The 15,832-nt window shown below is 43.4% G+C and carries 18 protein-coding genes and 1 tRNA gene; 13 read left to right on the forward strand and 6 right to left on the reverse strand.

Annotation, left to right across the window (positions count from 1 at the left end):
* Position 1 precedes the first annotated feature (1 nt).
* Positions 2-1,705: a PAS domain S-box protein gene (locus tag V7O66_RS09490; protein ID WP_406660068.1), complete on the reverse strand. Its 1,704-nt coding sequence runs from the start codon at positions 1,703-1,705 to the stop codon at positions 2-4.
* A 294-nt stretch (positions 1,706-1,999) separates the two neighbouring features.
* The gene (locus tag V7O66_RS09495) at positions 2,000-2,326 is read right to left on the reverse strand and encodes a hypothetical protein (protein ID WP_406660069.1); all 327 of its coding nucleotides are present in this window, start codon (positions 2,324-2,326) and stop codon (positions 2,000-2,002) included.
* A gap of 228 nt (positions 2,327-2,554) precedes the next feature.
* On the opposite strand from V7O66_RS09495, the gene V7O66_RS09500 reads away from it, so the two are divergent.
* The 4 genes from V7O66_RS09500 (at position 2,555) to V7O66_RS09515 (ending at position 5,565) form a co-directional block, all read left to right on the forward strand.
* A tRNA-Cys gene (locus tag V7O66_RS09500) sits at positions 2,555-2,627 on the forward strand.
* Positions 2,628-2,650: 23 nt separating this feature from the next.
* Entirely contained in the window at positions 2,651-4,087 is a 1,437-nt protein-coding gene (gene cysS / locus V7O66_RS09505) for a cysteine--tRNA ligase (RefSeq protein ID WP_406660071.1), read from the forward strand.
* A 214-nt stretch (positions 4,088-4,301) separates the two neighbouring features.
* The gene (gene arsM, locus V7O66_RS09510) at positions 4,302-5,048 is read left to right on the forward strand and encodes an arsenite methyltransferase (protein WP_406660072.1); all 747 of its coding nucleotides are present in this window, start codon (positions 4,302-4,304) and stop codon (positions 5,046-5,048) included.
* A gap of 22 nt (positions 5,049-5,070) precedes the next feature.
* On the forward strand, positions 5,071-5,565 hold the full coding sequence (locus tag V7O66_RS09515) for a (2Fe-2S)-binding protein (protein WP_406660073.1): 495 nt from the start codon (positions 5,071-5,073) through the stop codon (positions 5,563-5,565).
* A gap of 338 nt (positions 5,566-5,903) precedes the next feature.
* On the opposite strand, the gene V7O66_RS09520 is transcribed toward V7O66_RS09515, so the two are convergent.
* From V7O66_RS09520 to mer, 3 genes are read right to left on the reverse strand one after another with little or no spacing between them, the layout of a single operon-like run.
* The gene (locus V7O66_RS09520) at positions 5,904-6,422 is read right to left on the reverse strand and encodes a nicotinamide-nucleotide adenylyltransferase (RefSeq protein WP_406660074.1); all 519 of its coding nucleotides are present in this window, start codon (positions 6,420-6,422) and stop codon (positions 5,904-5,906) included.
* 12 nt (positions 6,423-6,434) lie between these two features.
* On the reverse strand, positions 6,435-7,463 hold the full coding sequence (fpoF, locus tag V7O66_RS09525; protein WP_406660075.1) for a F420H2 dehydrogenase subunit FpoF: 1,029 nt from the start codon (positions 7,461-7,463) through the stop codon (positions 6,435-6,437).
* 17 nt (positions 7,464-7,480) lie between these two features.
* On the reverse strand, positions 7,481-8,464 hold the full coding sequence (mer, locus tag V7O66_RS09530) for a 5,10-methylenetetrahydromethanopterin reductase (protein ID WP_406660076.1): 984 nt from the start codon (positions 8,462-8,464) through the stop codon (positions 7,481-7,483).
* A gap of 360 nt (positions 8,465-8,824) precedes the next feature.
* Here mer and V7O66_RS09535 point away from each other — a divergent pair, with 360 nt between their 5' ends.
* From V7O66_RS09535 to V7O66_RS09575, 9 genes are all read left to right on the forward strand, one after another.
* The gene (locus V7O66_RS09535) at positions 8,825-9,064 is read left to right on the forward strand and encodes a DUF2180 family protein (RefSeq protein ID WP_406660077.1); all 240 of its coding nucleotides are present in this window, start codon (positions 8,825-8,827) and stop codon (positions 9,062-9,064) included.
* Between the two features lie 8 nt (positions 9,065-9,072).
* Complete coding sequence (locus V7O66_RS09540) at positions 9,073-9,291, forward strand: DUF2180 family protein (RefSeq protein WP_406660078.1); 219 nt, start codon at positions 9,073-9,075, stop codon at positions 9,289-9,291.
* A 28-nt stretch (positions 9,292-9,319) separates the two neighbouring features.
* Positions 9,320-9,679, forward strand: a complete 360-nt coding sequence (locus V7O66_RS09545; protein ID WP_406660079.1) for a carboxymuconolactone decarboxylase family protein — start codon at positions 9,320-9,322, stop codon at positions 9,677-9,679.
* Positions 9,680-9,813: 134 nt separating this feature from the next.
* On the forward strand, positions 9,814-11,172 hold the full coding sequence (locus V7O66_RS09550; protein ID WP_406660080.1) for a multiheme c-type cytochrome: 1,359 nt from the start codon (positions 9,814-9,816) through the stop codon (positions 11,170-11,172).
* 22 nt (positions 11,173-11,194) lie between these two features.
* The gene (locus tag V7O66_RS09555; RefSeq protein ID WP_406660081.1) at positions 11,195-11,386 is read left to right on the forward strand and encodes a ferredoxin family protein; all 192 of its coding nucleotides are present in this window, start codon (positions 11,195-11,197) and stop codon (positions 11,384-11,386) included.
* A 35-nt stretch (positions 11,387-11,421) separates the two neighbouring features.
* The gene (locus tag V7O66_RS09560; RefSeq protein ID WP_406660082.1) at positions 11,422-12,048 is read left to right on the forward strand and encodes a flavodoxin family protein; all 627 of its coding nucleotides are present in this window, start codon (positions 11,422-11,424) and stop codon (positions 12,046-12,048) included.
* A gap of 4 nt (positions 12,049-12,052) precedes the next feature.
* Positions 12,053-12,751, forward strand: coding sequence for a ferredoxin--NADP reductase (locus tag V7O66_RS09565; RefSeq protein ID WP_406660083.1), 699 nt, complete (start codon positions 12,053-12,055; stop codon positions 12,749-12,751).
* 21 nt (positions 12,752-12,772) lie between these two features.
* Positions 12,773-13,318, forward strand: coding sequence for an archaeoflavoprotein AfpA (gene afpA, locus V7O66_RS09570; protein ID WP_406660084.1), 546 nt, complete (start codon positions 12,773-12,775; stop codon positions 13,316-13,318).
* Between the two features lie 39 nt (positions 13,319-13,357).
* Positions 13,358-14,983: a pyridoxal phosphate-dependent decarboxylase family protein gene (locus V7O66_RS09575; protein WP_406660085.1), complete on the forward strand. Its 1,626-nt coding sequence runs from the start codon at positions 13,358-13,360 to the stop codon at positions 14,981-14,983.
* Positions 14,984-14,995: 12 nt separating this feature from the next.
* On the opposite strand, the gene V7O66_RS09580 is transcribed toward V7O66_RS09575, so the two are convergent.
* The gene (locus tag V7O66_RS09580; RefSeq protein ID WP_406660086.1) at positions 14,996-15,826 is read right to left on the reverse strand and encodes a hypothetical protein; all 831 of its coding nucleotides are present in this window, start codon (positions 15,824-15,826) and stop codon (positions 14,996-14,998) included.
* Between the last annotated feature and the right edge of the window lie 6 nt (positions 15,827-15,832).

Here is a 15,832-nt window from a genome sequence, read left to right on the forward strand (position 1 = left end):
TTTAAGAGGTCGCGGATTCTATAGGAATTGTGAAGGTAAAGGTGCTCCCTTTACCAGGTTCGCTCTCAACCCAGACTTCACCACCATGCATCATTACATATTCTTTCACAAGGATCAAACCAAGTCCGGAACCACCATATTTTCTGCGTGATGAGCCGTCAGCCTGTACAAATGGCTCGAATATACGGTCCATATCTGCCCGGGAGATACCAATACCATTGTCTGTTACCGATATCTGTAGATCATTTTTCTTTCTGGTGACATCGATGTTGACGAAACCGCCTTCCTGCGTGAATTTCATGGAATTATCCAGAAGATTATGCAGAATGTTTTTGAATTTGTATACGTCAACAGTCATAGAAGGAAGATCCTTTGACATTGTGAGTGTAAAATCTATGTTCTTGTTATGTGCCAATGGATCTACCAGTGCCTTCACACCAGCTATGGCAGAGTATGGATCCATCTTCTCCAATACCAGATCAGAGTTCATGGATTCTATCATTGAGATGTCCAATATATTATTGATGAGCTCCAGAAGATGATTACCACTTTTATTGATTCGAGAGAGGTATTTCTTGTGTGCTTCATTCAAGCCATCTGAAAGCTCACTGAGCATAACATCTGAATAACCTATAATAGAAGTTAAAGGAGTCCTCAATTCGTGACTCATATTTGACAGGAATTCACTCTTTCCACGATTTGCATTCTCTGCAGCCACCTTGGCACGCATAAGCTCATCCTCTGCCCTCTTGCGCTCATTTATGTCTTCGATGACACCAATGAAATATGTGGGTTTCCTATCCTGTGAGTACATTGCGGAGACAGTGATATTCACCCAGACAATACTGGAATCTTTGCGTATATACCGCTTCTCCATAGAGTAGGAACTTTCTTGCCCTTTCATGAGACTCCGAACAATGGAATACTCCTTTTTCAGATCATCCGGATGAGTTATATCGCGAAAATTCATATCCTGAAGTTCTTCAGAGGAATAACCAACTATATCACATAGCTTCTGATTCACGTGAAGAAAGGCACCACCAGTTTCTGACTGACACATTCCCACGGCTGCCTGCTCAAAGGTAGCCCTGAACCGTTCCTCACTTTCCCCAAGAGCAAGTTGTTCCTGCCTGCGGGAGATACGATGATTCAACAGATTACCCAGCAAAACTGTCGCCACTGGATACACAAGCATTACAGGGAGAGCTATATGGTCGAGCACATCCATTGCAATCTCAAGAGGGAGAGTTAGCACGGTCATGAGCATGACAGTATGCACCATTAAACCAAATGCATACAGTTCAAGCCAGCCGAATATAGCCTTCAGCCTGCCCCGGAAGTGAGCCCACAATAAACCCTCAACTGTGGACGCAACTATAAGCAAGACCCCGGGAAATGCACCTATACCACCCTGATGAATACGAAAGCCAGCCGTGAGCATCATGGCTATCACCGCAGGAATGAAACCGAAGAAAAGCCCTGTGATACTGAGTAATATAGAACGTGTATCGAAGAACAGACCCGGAAATAATTCCCAGGGACTTAACATCAGTGCGATGCCAATCAGGCCAATGATCGAACCTATAATGAGCTTATTCAGCTTATTGCTTGCATTTATCTGGAAGAAGAATGAATCGTACACCACGCCCAGGGCAAGGAGAAGAACTACATTGTTAACGACTCCAAACAGTGCATCATAACTCATAGAACTTCCTCATAGTGGTAAACAGGATTTTTTTGATTCGCCCCATCATTCCAGCCTAAGAGGGAGCTAAATTTAACTGCAAATGTTGCCCAATATACCTATTATCACAAATCAGACACCAGTTAATACTAATACGATTTCGGCAAGATTAGCAGGCGTATAACTAAGATGTACAGGTCTTTATTATATACGCATATACATGTATATATATAAATCTGTATCTACTTTCCATAGCTTTTATGTAAGCCAAAATAGCTGGGAGAAAAAGGAGGAGACAGAATGAAGTCAGAAAGTTCAGTATTCGACCTTTCGAGCAAGATCTTTCCTATACTCCATCATGGACACCGAGAACATCACAAAACCCATTATCGCACTAAGATAACTATCCATTTGATCCGCCTGTAGGAACAATGCAGCTGTGAAACTGCCCCCCACAAGAAGTTTCAAGGCAGGCAGATTGTTCTTCGATAAAATAATTACGGAAACAAACAACAATATCACTGCTCCTGCCATTAATGCCGCAGAGTAGAGACCTGATAAAAAGTGACTGCATACCAAAAACGTCAACATTCCCATGGAAAAGAATATTGCCCAAATATTGCCAAACCTTTCTGTATTCATCTTTTTCTCCAAATCCTTTCAAACCATATTTTGTATTTTTACATCAGAATAAGAGGAAGTATATAAAATATTTTGTGGCATGGCCTTTTAAATTATGGCTGTTTAACAGCGTTACATACGGATAAAAAACTTCCAGCTATTCAAAAGGTCCATGCGTGACCCACCTACGAAAGAATAAATACGTTAACACGAAATATTAAATGGGGAATTATTTGTATTCATCTAAATGCCAGGATGACAGAGTGGCTAATGTAACCGACTGCAAATCGGTTTTTCGGGAGTTCGATTCTCCCTCCCGGCATTTTAAATTATGAGGTGTGCGAGATGGTGTTGAAGGTCCACAACACTTTAACAAGAGAAATGGAAGAATTCATTCCACTCAATGGTAATAAGGTGAACATGTATGTCTGTGGCCCGACGGTCTATGATCACTGCCACCTGGGACACGCAAGAAGCTATGTCTCATTCGATGTTATCAGACGTTACCTTAGCTATAAGGGATACGATGTCAATTACATCTCGAACATAACAGACGTTGATGACAAGGTGATTGAAAGAGCCAGAGAAAGCGGCGAAGATCCCTTAGAACTTGCCGATCGATTCACACAGTCCTTCATAGATGACATGGAAGAACTGGGAGTAAGGGTGCCGGATACGCAACCCAGAGTAACCGAGCACATTCCGCAGATAATAGAGATGATAGGTGCACTGGTGGACAAAGGGACTGCCTATGCGACCCACAGGGGGAATGTCTACTACGACCTTGAAAGCTCTGAAGATATGATAGGTATACTGAGCCACCAGACTGTGGAAGGACTTCTGGAAGGCTCTGGAAGCAGGGTCGAAATAGAGGATGACAAGAGATATCAGCTTGATTTCGTGCTCTGGAAATCATCCCCTGAAGATGAGCCAGGGTGGGAAAGCCCATGGGGAAGAGGGCGACCGGGGTGGCATATTGAGTGTTCTGTGATGTCCATGGGATATGGTTCAGAGCAACTGGACATTCACGGCGGAGGTCTGGACCTGATATTCCCGCACCATGAAGCGGAGATACTGCAGTCCGAAAGTTACACGGGAAAACAGCCCTTCAGCAGGTACTGGTTACATAACGGATTCCTCACCATTGATAAGGAAAAGATGTCAAAGTCCCTGGGTAATTTCTTTACCATCAAGGAAGTGCTCAAGAAGTTCCCACCCTCGACTGTCAGGTTCTTCATAGTGAATACCCACTACAGGAACAACATCGATTACAGCGAGGAACATCTTGAAGAGGCTGGCAGAGCCTATGAAAGAATAAGCAACACAGTCACCAACATAAAGTATGCCATGGAGTACGCATCCGAGGAAGGAGATGACTTTGGCCTCTACGAAGATGTTGTGGAGGCTAGAAGGTCATTCATTGAATCAATGGATGAGGATTTTAACACCAGGGATGCACTGGCAAACATCTTTGTGTTCACTCGCAAGATAAACTCCATCCTTTCCGGGAAAAAAGCCAGTAAAGAAGTACTGAGGAATGTGCTGGAATTCTTTATGGAAATAGATCAAGTACTGGGTATACTCAAAGAGAGCTGGCAGCTAAGCTCAGGAAACAGGAATGAAGGGCTTTCCGATGAGGAAATAGAGGAACTTATCAAACTGAGAGATATGGCGCGCAATGAAAAGGACTGGAATAGGGCCGATGTTATCAGGGATGAGCTAAAGGAAAAGGGCATCATTATAGAAGATGGAAAAGATGGAGTCCGTTGGAAGTATGTTTAAAAGCTGACAATAATACAAACTGTTTTTTTACAAGAATTCAACCATATGATAACGAGTCACCAGACAGATAATATCAAAGGCAAACATTAATCTGCCTTAAATGATTTGTTATTTCAATAATTCTTGAAATACCATGGATCATGAATGATACATTCATAAAAGGCGACAGAAAATGCGGAGTTTAAAAGAACGAGTCTTGTTGTGAGGAGATGGCATGGACGATAAGAAAAAGAAGACTGTTGTGAAAGAAAGCTATGGAAAAGTAGCTATTGGAATGGTTGACAGATGTTGCTGCAGCGAACTTACAAACGAAGAAGTGTCAAGTTACATAGGATACTCGGATGAGGATATTAAAAATTTCTCAGAAGCAAACCTTGGACTTGGATGCGGCAGCCCCACGGCATTTGGAAAGATCGATGAAGGTGCCATTGTACTTGACCTGGGTTCAGGAGCAGGATTTGATACGTTCCTGGCTGCACAGAAGGTAGGAGAGAGCGGAAAGGTCATTGGTGTTGACATGACCGAAGATATGATAGTAAAAGCCAGGAAAAATGCTGAGAACTACAAAATGAAGAATGTGGAATTCAGACTTGGAGATATAGAAAAACTTCCAGTTGATGATGAATCAATTGACATTGTTATCAGCAATTGTGTTATCAACCTTGCCCCTGAAAAAACAGATGTATTCAAGGAAACATACAGGGTACTGAAAAAAGGCGGAAGAGCATATGTATCTGACATGGTCCTGTTAAAAGAGCTAAGTCCCGAGGAGAGGAGCAACGAAGTACTTCTCTGTGCATGCATAGGCGGTGCATTGCTCAAAGATGATTATATTCAAAAAGCAGAAAGTGCAGGGTTTTCAGTGAAGATACTTGGAGAGGATACGGACATCAGCCAGAGGCAATATATGGGCTACCCCATTGAAAGCCTGAAACTTGAACTGCGAAAAGAAAATAGCTGAACTTAATATAGGAGAGGATGAATTGGGAGAAATTATACAACTTTCCTGTTGCACAGGCAGCGAAACTGAGACTAGCCAGGAAAATAAGAATACACTTTGCCCGAAATGCAATGAGCCAGGCAGAGCGGTTGGGAATGTAACTGTAAGGCATATCGTCAAAGATGAACTTATCGACAGGGCAGGAACCGGGGATTACCAGCTCTGCATGAACGAAAGATGTGATGTTGCATACTATAATGAAAGTGGCTCCACAATATTTGAAAAGAATGAACTCAAGGTACCATTATGGTATAAGGAAGGTGCAAACCCAAAATACGCCTGCTACTGTAGCAAGATCACAGAAGAAGATGTGGAAAAAGCAGTGACCGAGAAGAATATCACAGATATTTCAGGAATACGCAGTCTCTACGATCCGGATGGAAAATGCCAGTGCAAGGTAAACAACCCCACCGGCAAATGCTGTCACGGGGTATTTCAGACATTCATAGACAGAGCTAAAGCGATCATCGAAAAATAAAAATTTCCTGAAAAACGGACGCTTACGTCCCCTTGACAAAATCCGGCAGGGGATGGCCAGGTGTAACGCCGTAGTAATCAGTTCTTGTCTTACCCCAGATACAACCGTTTTTACCGAATATAGCCAATTCAATATCCTGTATTTTTTTGAACATTTTATTACCGGATCTTGCACCTTTGCATACCAGACAGTCATTTTCACAAAATACAGGGGTTTCTTTTGATCTGACAATTTATACTCTCCACTAAATGATGTTGCGGCTAATTGCAATATACATTATTGAAAAATATGGTTTAAATCTGTTGGAAAAATAGCTAGGAATAAAAGCGGAGACCAGATCAATCAAAATCTGTCTTTGATATCTGTTTTAACCTTTCAACACCATCGATCTCATCTATCACATCAGCTACAGCATCGGGAACCAGCTCCCTCCAGTTCTCATCTTCGAGCATTCTTCGGCGGACCTCACTGCCAGAATATCCATCCCTGTGTAACATGGGAGGTTGACGCACTTCGATACCCGCTTCTTTGAATAATTGAACAACCAGAGGATTGTTAGAATAAACCAGATCAAAAGGAGGTGTCATAGAAATAATATGAGAGACCCATACAGCATTCCTCTGCAGATCTTCAATTGGTATGGCATAATGAGTAATAGCGGCATCCTTGAGAGCATGCCTTATCATCATTACACGCTCACCAGCAGTAAATGGATTCTTTGGGTCGTGACTTTTCTGTGCACTCCCAATTCCAATTACCAACTCATCAACATCCTCGGCAATACCCGTTATTATGGAATAGTGCCCAAGATGGAATGGTTGAAAGCGTCCTATGTAGAACGCTCTTTTCATATGCATGTTCGGTATCTATCAGCGGATTCCACAGTCATCGAATGTGAACTTCTCGCAAACTTCAAGATAGTGCCCTGCATTGTTACTGTGCTTCATTCCAGCAAGTTTCTTAATAAGGAACATTCCAGGCTTAGGATCTTCCATGAGCTCGACCTTATCCTTGACCAGATCAAAGAACTTCTTACCAGCTTCTGTGCGTATGAGTACACTGTTCCATCCATCCGGAGTACCTACTGAACCAAATGAGATGTCAGCGGATACTGATGTGTAATCACAGCAGTGGTGGCATGGATTTCTTGCATGTGGTGCGACCTGTGGGATCTTCACACTGTGAGCTTCGCCATCCTTTGTGTAGTTCCAGAACTGACCCTTACCGAAGTCCATCTTGACGACATCTTCAGGCTTAAGACCCATTATCTCAGGAATAACAGTCTCTTTCATTACTTCAGGATAGAAACTTTCCATACAGAGCAAGCCAATGATCAGAACTATTTTATCATTTACGTTTTCTGAGATCAGGCGTGCGCCATGTGCCTGGCACGGAACGCCAATAACAGCGATCTTCTCGTATTTTTCGAAAGGTTCTCTCAATGCGGAAAGTACTGAATCGTATGTATACTTGGTACCTGTGGTTCTGTCTACATCCTCAGGCTTGGTCATGACGATAAGTTCGGTTTCCCATTTATCATCTCTGGCTATAGCGACGATACAGTCAGCTTCGCCAGATTCAAGTAATGCTTTTGCGAGTAGTGAAGTGACACCGCCATCCTGACCTTTGATGGTACTCTTCGCTCCAAAGAACTCTTTTACACTTGCAAATTCATCATCTACATATCCATCAATTACAGGACACAGTCTTCCACATGTGAAACATCCTTCACATACATCAGGTGCTGCACCTTGTACATAAAATTCAAAATTATCCGGGTCACGAACTTCTGCACGTTTGTTCATAGTAATAGCGCCAGCAGGACATGTTGATACACATGCCCCACAAGCGGTACAAACGTCGTGTTCAATGACCTCTAATATCTTAGGGTGGGCCATTAATTGCCTCCGACGTTTTATTGTCTGATAATTTCTTTACCGATGAGCTTGATAGCCTTCTCTTTGTTTGGTCCGATTGGGGAACCAGCAACGATCTGGGTTACACCGATGTCGAGCAGGTCATTGATCCTTGCTTTACAGTCGTCTGGTGTTCCACAGATAGAGAATGCGTCCATCATGCCGTCAGTGACCATACCGCCCATAAGTGCTCCGAAGTCACCCTTTGCAATTGCTGCGCCTATGTCAGGCTTTGCTGATGCATCGATGCCGTGGCGCTCAAGTACCATGTCAGGGGAACCTGCAACGATAAATGCTACTACGACCTTAGCTGCGTTTGCTGCCTTTACTGCGTCCTTGTCAATTGAGAAGCATGCGTATGCTGCTACATCGACTTCCTTTGGATCACGGCCAGCTTTTGCTGCACCTGATGCGATCTGCTTTACTGCAACTTCAAAGTCCTTTGGGTGTGATGCGTTGATGAGTACACCGTCTGCAACTTCTCCAGCGAGCTCAAGCATCTTAGGACCCTGTGCACCCATGTAGATAGGTACGTTTCCTGCCTTGAATGCCATCTTTGCGCCACTGAACTTTACCATCTCCCCAGCCTGGTTAACCTTTTCTCCAGCGCAGAAACTGCGGACTGCAGCAATGCTTTCTCTGGTTGTTGTGAGTGGCTTGTCCCATGAAATTCCCATTGCGTCAAAGGTTGCCTTGTCACCTGGACCGAGACCGAGGATTGCACGTCCACCAGATATCTCGTTAATGGAAGCAATACTTGATGCTGTAATAGCTGCATTTCTTGTGTACGGGTTGGTTACACCGGTACCGAGTTTGATGCTGTTGGTATTCTGTGCAAGAACAGCTAATGTAGTGTATACATCACGGTTGTTATAATGGTCTGTGATCCATACATTGTCAAAGCCTTCGTTCTCTGCAAGTTTCGCGTAGTGAGATATTTTTAATACTGGGTCGCTTGGTACAAATTCTATTCCAAATGTCATTAGATTCCTCCTCTAAAGATTGTTGCTATTCAGGTATCCATACATCTTTAAAACTTTGTTGGTTTGATTCTGCCAGTAAACTGCCAGAATTTTCAGGATCAATAATCCTGCACTTCAAAGCCAAATAATATGTTTACCTGACAAATACAATATGTAAAAAGTATATAAGTCATTACCGATACAGATATATTACTGAAATGTCAGATAATTTACTATCGGATAACCTGGGGAGGTGAGAGTTCAGAACGTAGTGTCACACTAGTACCATTAGCCAGCAGCATTTGGAATATACCAATGCAGTTATTTTAGGGATTACAAAAGCCGTTTTGGATTATAAAACAATATTTTAAAGTGATAGCCATGAAATGTTATGAATGTGCAAAAAATGGTAAAGATACGGACACAGTGGGAATCTGTATCATTTGCGGAAGAGGAGTATGCAAAGACCATCTTGTCAGAGAAGAGACACCGGTATGGGACGGTGAGTACAGTATCAAGTTGAAATGTGGAATGGGAGTTGAATGCAAGTACGATGATGTACACCACTGGAAAAAGATCATCTGTATGCCCTGTCACGAAGCCCTGAAGGAGAACTACTAGGTGATATCATGATGAAATGTTATGACTGCATGGAAGAAGGAAACGACAGAGAAGCAGAATGTGTCTGCATTTCCTGCGGCAAAGGACTTTGCATCGACCACACTAAAGAGCTTGAGATGCCAATATCGGTTGGAACACCACCTAATGTAAAAAGGCTCACAAAGGGACTACCACGACTTATTTGCAGTTACTGCATCAGTAAAACGATAGAAGATGGATTCGATTAATAATAGTAATAATTAAGGAGATAAGAACATGTGTGTTGGAGATAAATGCGGAGAGGAATTAGTAGGGGATATGTCAGATAAACTCGGATTCACCCCTGAAATATTGAACGTTTTAAACGAGCTCGATTCTGATTTTCTGAAAAAGTACAATATGTGCAACCACCGCTTGCTCAAGGACGGGGCACTTTCTGCAAAGACAAAGATATTGATGGCACTTGCAGTTGTCGCATCCAAGCAGTGTGACAAATGTGTGGTGTCGCAGATGAGAAGCGCAATTAATAGCGGAGTGACAAAGGAAGAGATAATGGAAGCTATGGACGTCATATTCATAACATCCGGTGCTCCCGCAGTTGCAGCATGCAAAGACGCACTCAAATTACTGAAATAAATGCTTAAGCAAAAAGGGATATTAAATCCCTTTTAAGCATAAAATGACAATATTCAGACTAGTTATCATTATTTAATAGAGTCATCCGAATAGGGGGAACAACCATTAATTCCAGAGTAGTGGTCTTTTTTTTCATGGCAATAATCTTTTTAGCTTTTTGCGCCCATGCGGCAGAACCCACCACACCGGGAGAATATTCTTCCGATGAATTTACCCTGACCAGTAAATGTACAAGTTGTCACGCATTCGCTTACAGTGAATGGGAAGGCACCATGCATTCAAATGCCTACGTAGACCCATTCTACCTTAAGGAAGTTGAAGCCGCAAGTAAAGATACTGACGGGCTTGTGGACACATTCTGTTCCCGCTGCCACACACCCATAGGCGTGGTCTCTGAGGAGATACCCCCAATAGATGGCTCACAGATGAGCGAAATTGCAAAAGAAGGTGTTCAATGTGATTTCTGCCATACCGTATCAGGAAGCACCGGAGTAGGCAATGCTCCTTTTATAGTTACCCCGGGTGATACGAAGTGGGGACCTTTCGATGACTCAAAGTCAGCGTTTCACGAGTCGGAGTACCTGGAACTCCAGACAAGATCAGAGTTTTGCGGAATGTGTCATGAGGTAATCCATCCGGTCAACGGACTTGTGATAGATGATACATACAGCACCTGGAAGAGCGGACCTTACGCACAGGAAGATGTAAGCTGCCAGGACTGCCACATGACACCGGGAATTACCAAATTCGAAGCAAATCCAGGTAGGGCAGGATCCGGTGCGCCAAAAAGAGAACACATATCCTTGCACAGCATAGTCGGAGGTAATGCGTTCATAACTGAGATGCTGGGTGCAGGAAAGGAGAAGCAACTGGCCATTGAGAGACTGCAAAAGGCAGCAAGTCTGGAAATTGAAGTACCAGATACCGCAGTGGCTGGTGAGGAAGTAAAAGTAGAAGTCCACATCACCAATTCAGGAGCAGGTCATAATATCCCTACCGGAGTTTCCGAGATCAGGCAGATATGGCTTGAGCTTAAGGTAACGGACAGCACTGAAAAAGAAATATACCTGACAGGGAACCTTGACAGCTCAGGGAATATCGCAGAAAGAACTATGGTTTACAATAATGTACTTGGAGATGAGCAGGGTAATGAAACCATCAGTTTCTGGCTTGCAGACAGAGTACTCTCCGATAACAGGATAGGTCCAAAAGAAACTGTGACCGAAGAATACATATTTACATTGCCAGAAAATGTAAATTACCCGGTACTTGTTGAAGCTACCCTGAATTACAGGTCTGCACCACAGGAACTTATAGACCACCTTTTCGAAGAAGGCGTCCATGAGGTACCGGTTATTGATATGGCCCAGGCTTCAGGAAATATATATGACCCAACTGATCCAGGAAGCGGAGAGGAAGAAGCACCTGGATTTGTTGCATTTTCAACAGCAATAACTTTGCTTGCGATCACACGATTATTCAAAGATAAATGAACTAAGAACAAGGAGGATAAATATGCTACCAGAAGTAAATCAGAACAAATGTGAAGGAATAGGAGCATGCGCTGAATCATGCCCAACGGATGTCATCGACATTGAGGAAAACGAGGATGGTAACCTTAAAGCCGTTATTGCAAGACCTGATGACTGTGTAGAATGTGGAAACTGTGTTGATGCCTGCCCTGCAGAAGCAATAACACTGAAATAAACAAACAAATTAAAAAACATAACGGAGTGCCAAAAATGTCTGATGAACCAACCATCCGTTTGCTGGGAATATCCGGAAGTCCCAGAAAGAAATCCACAGATTATGTTGTAAGGAAAGCCCTGGAATATGCACAGGAGAAATTCGGAGCTGAGGTGGAATACTTCTCTGCAAGTGGCAAGAAGATGAATTTCTGCATTCACTGCGATTACTGCGTGCGCAACAAGCAGGGCTGCATCCACAAGGATGATCTTGTAGATCTTTATGAGAAGATGATATGGGCTGACGCATGGATAATCGGCACTCCAGTCTATCAGGGCACCCTAAGTGCCCAGACAAAGACCATTATGGACAGGTGCAGGGCAATAGTTGCACGCGATCCAAAGGTCTTTTTGAACAAAGTGGGAGCTGCTACTGCATCCGGTGGAGACAGGGTGGGAGGACAGGAGCCTGCCATGCAGACAATACATAATTTCTATATCATCAGCGAAATGATACCCGTTGCAGGAGGATCATTCGGCTCGAACCTCGGAGGCACATTCTGGTCACATGATAAGGGTGCAGAGGGAGTTGCCGAAGATTCAGAAGGTTTGCGTAGCCTGCGCAGAACAATGAAAAAAGTCATCTCCACCGCCCAGATGATAAAAAAGGTTCAAGAGGAGTAATATCTTGAAGAACAAGCAACCCATCATTGATATTATACAGCGCAGCCATGATACAAAGAGCTTCAGGTTCACAAGAAAAGATGATTTCGACTATAAACCAGGTCAGTACGTGATCGTCACACTGGATGTCGATGGGAAAAGTGTCAGCAAACCATTTACCCTTTCAAGCAGCCCAAGCGAAAAAGAGCACATCGAATTTACTAAAAAGTTCACGGGTCATGATTATTCCAATGTGATGGATGCTATGGTGATTGGTGATGAGATGATCATCAGTAAACCATACGGTCAATTCACATTTGAAGGTGAGTACGATAAGATAGCCCTTATCAGTGGTGGAATAGGCATCACCCCCATGATCAGCATATGCAAATACTGCACCGACATGCAGCTCAGTACCGATATCAAACTGATATGCAGCAATAAGACTGAAGATGACATAATCTTCACTGACGAGCTGGAGGAGATGATGCAGCAGAATCCCAATCTCTATGCATTTGATACACTAACCAGAGCTTCCGATGAATGGACCGGATGCAGTGGAAGAATATGCGATACACTCATCCAGAAAGAAATACCTGATTATGCAGAAAGGGTTTTTTATGTATGCGGACCGCCACCAATGATGGACTCCATGGTAGAGATGCTAAAAATAATGAACATTGCTGATGAAATGATCAAACAGGAATCTTTGCTGGGATACTGATCACAATTAGGAGAGAATATTATGAAAAGAATAGCATGGGGAATTACAGGTTCCGGAGACCTGATCAAGGAAACTTACGACATAATGGCGGATATCAAGGAGAGGAGCGATCTTGAAATAATGGTTTTCCTTTCAAAGGAGGGAGAAACCGTTATGAAATGGTACCACATGTGGAATGATATACAGAAGGATTTTACTAACTTCAAGGTTGATGCCGGACCAAATTCACCATTCATTGCAGGGCCACTGCAGGTAGGCTACTACGATGCACTCATAATTGCACCTGCGACTGCAAACAGTGTTGCCAAGATGGTACATGGTATCGCAGATACACTTGTGACAAATGTAGTTGCACAAACCGCAAAAGGAAGCACTCCGATATATGTGTTGCCAGTTGACCAGAAAAGAGGGACCGTTAAGACATTCTCTCCTGAAGGAAGAGTCATGGAACTCAAAATGAGAGAAGTTGATGTGTCAAATTCCGAGAAACTTGCAAAGATGGAAAACATCACAGTGCTTGAAAGCCCTGACGCAATATATGATGTCGTGGGTATCAGCAAAGAGTGAAAGTTTTTAATTGTATGAAAATTAGAGTGGGGGAACACTTTGAATAGCATTGAGCTTGTGCGCTCATTTTTTACCAGGCCTACTGGTGATGAAGATAAGATAATTTTGATGTTAAAAGACCTTCTTGAAAAGATAGACAGGAAGGAAAATGGCACCGTAATTGGAAGTAAGGTGCCTCTGGATTATGAGAAGCTTATGAGGGAAACGAAGTTCCCTTCCCGGATGAGCAATGAGACAGAGGTTGGGAATCACATTGCCGGACTCTATGATGGAACAGGCATATGGAGCCATCCGCTTATGCAGGCGAACGTAATACCGCCGGCTACTACCATTTCTATAATTGCCGCAACTCTGGGTGCCAGATACAATGAGAACTCCATAAGTGATAACTATGGAATGAGTGCAGCACGCTCAGAGATAATGGCAATAGCCATGCTTGCCGATCTGATAGGCTACGATGCGACAAAAGCCGGAGGTATCTTCACATTTGGCGGAACAGGATGCAATCTTTACGGAGCTCGCATAGGTATTGAAAAGGCAGACCCTGACGCAAAGAACACTGGCATAAGGGACCGCATCCATTTCTTCTGCTCGGACGTTTCCCACTACAGCATAAAATCCGCAGCCCTGTGGACAGGTATCGGACTGGATAATGTAAAAACGATACCATCATACGACAACGTAATGGATATCAATTTACTTGAAGAGGAAATGAAAAGGACGATCGATGACGGTGCTCGAGTGGGAACCATATTTGCCACCATGGGAACTACTGATGCTTTTGGTATCGACCCTCTGAAAGAAATAGTTGAGGTCCGCAACAGGGTACAGAAAGATCTCGATTACAGTATACACATACATGCAGATGCCGTAATTGGCTGGCCATACCTTACATTCAAGGGAGAAAGATCCATTGACCACCTGCCACATCAACTGCAGGAAGATATCAGGAGTATCGTTTCTAAAATAAGTGAACTGCAGTACGCTGATTCGGTAGGCATAGATTTCCATAAGACAGGGTGGGCACCTTATCTGTGCAGTGCCTTTGTGATAAGGGACAGAGAAGAACTTCAGCTTCTCCAGAAGCAGAAGAAAGACATGCCATACCTGTTCCACGGAGACGGTTACCAGCCTGGAACCTTTACGCTGGAGAGCAGCAGACCCAATTACGGGCAAAAAGCTCTGTCAAACATGATGCTGCTGGGAAAAGAAGGATATGAAACCCTGCTAGTTCACCTGATAAGCACTGCCGACCACCTGAGGGAAATGATAGCCAACAGCCCTGACATAGACCTGCTGAACCGCCATAACCCGGCTTTTGTAACTGATTTTAGAATTTATCCACATACTAAATATGATGCTGACGGTAAATTGCTATTTATAAAGGAAATGCGCGATGAAACCGAAGAGAAGTTCACAGAGAGCATCAATATTTACAATCAGAGAATAGCACATTACATGATCGAAAGGTCTGAACAGGAGGGTACTGCCATGATATCCTACACTGATGATTATAAGACAACATGGAAGAACAGAACAATAGTAGCCCTGAAATCATATCCCATGAGCCCTTTCATTGAAAAGGAACATATGGATGAGATGCTCAGGGAGATATACAGAGCAAAGGAGTGGATTGATGCGAATTACGAATGGGACATTCAATAAAACGCATAATGCTCAGAAAAAAGTATACCCTTCCACCATATAATTTCCCTGAAGAGTACCTGATATATCACTTACCATGTCCATTGACCTGAAAGTGGAATATGCAGCAATGATACTATCCAGGGCATCTCCCTCAGGGTCTTCCTGAATCTTCACCTGCAACTTAGAAGATATCACAAGACCCTTTTTCATGAAGTGCTCAAGGATGCGGACCCGGGCATCCAGTTCAATATCGTTCTTGCCCTTGTAAGGAATATACATTCCCTCTTTTTTCAACCTGCATGCAGGACATGTCTCGATCAGCCATGGTTTACCACTTTTTGCATCCTGCATTGGAAGTATACATGCAAGACCTTCCATGACCAGAGGATACAGCATATCCCGGATACCAAAATATGTCTGCCTGTACAGCCTGAGGTTATAGACTGAAAAAGGGACCTTACTCTTTACCTCTGAGACCCTTTTTAGCTCTTTGCCGCCTGCCATATTACGACATGACTCACGAAACTGCTGGGCAGAGTCATACTTTGAAGGAAAGGAGAGGATAAAGCTTTCCCAGTCACCCTCTACAATTAGAGCCTCGGGAATGGAAAAGGACAGATCGATGCCAAAAACAGAGTCCTCATCCTTTACAATGATATCCCTGAGCGCAGCCAGGCATTCGTCCCTGCCAGGACGAACTTGATTGACAGAGGAGATCTTCTCTGCAATCCTGAAGCACTCATCTATGTGCAGGGTATCGCCGACAACGTTTCCCCTGCTTACCCATATCTTCTTACAGGCATTCTTTGCACCACTGAAATCAATACCATAGATACTATTGCGATTTTTGGATATGGACATGCCAGC

The organism is Methanolobus sp. ZRKC3 (assembly GCF_045291275.1).
In the GTDB taxonomy this organism is placed as follows: domain Archaea; phylum Halobacteriota; class Methanosarcinia; order Methanosarcinales; family Methanosarcinaceae; genus Methanolobus.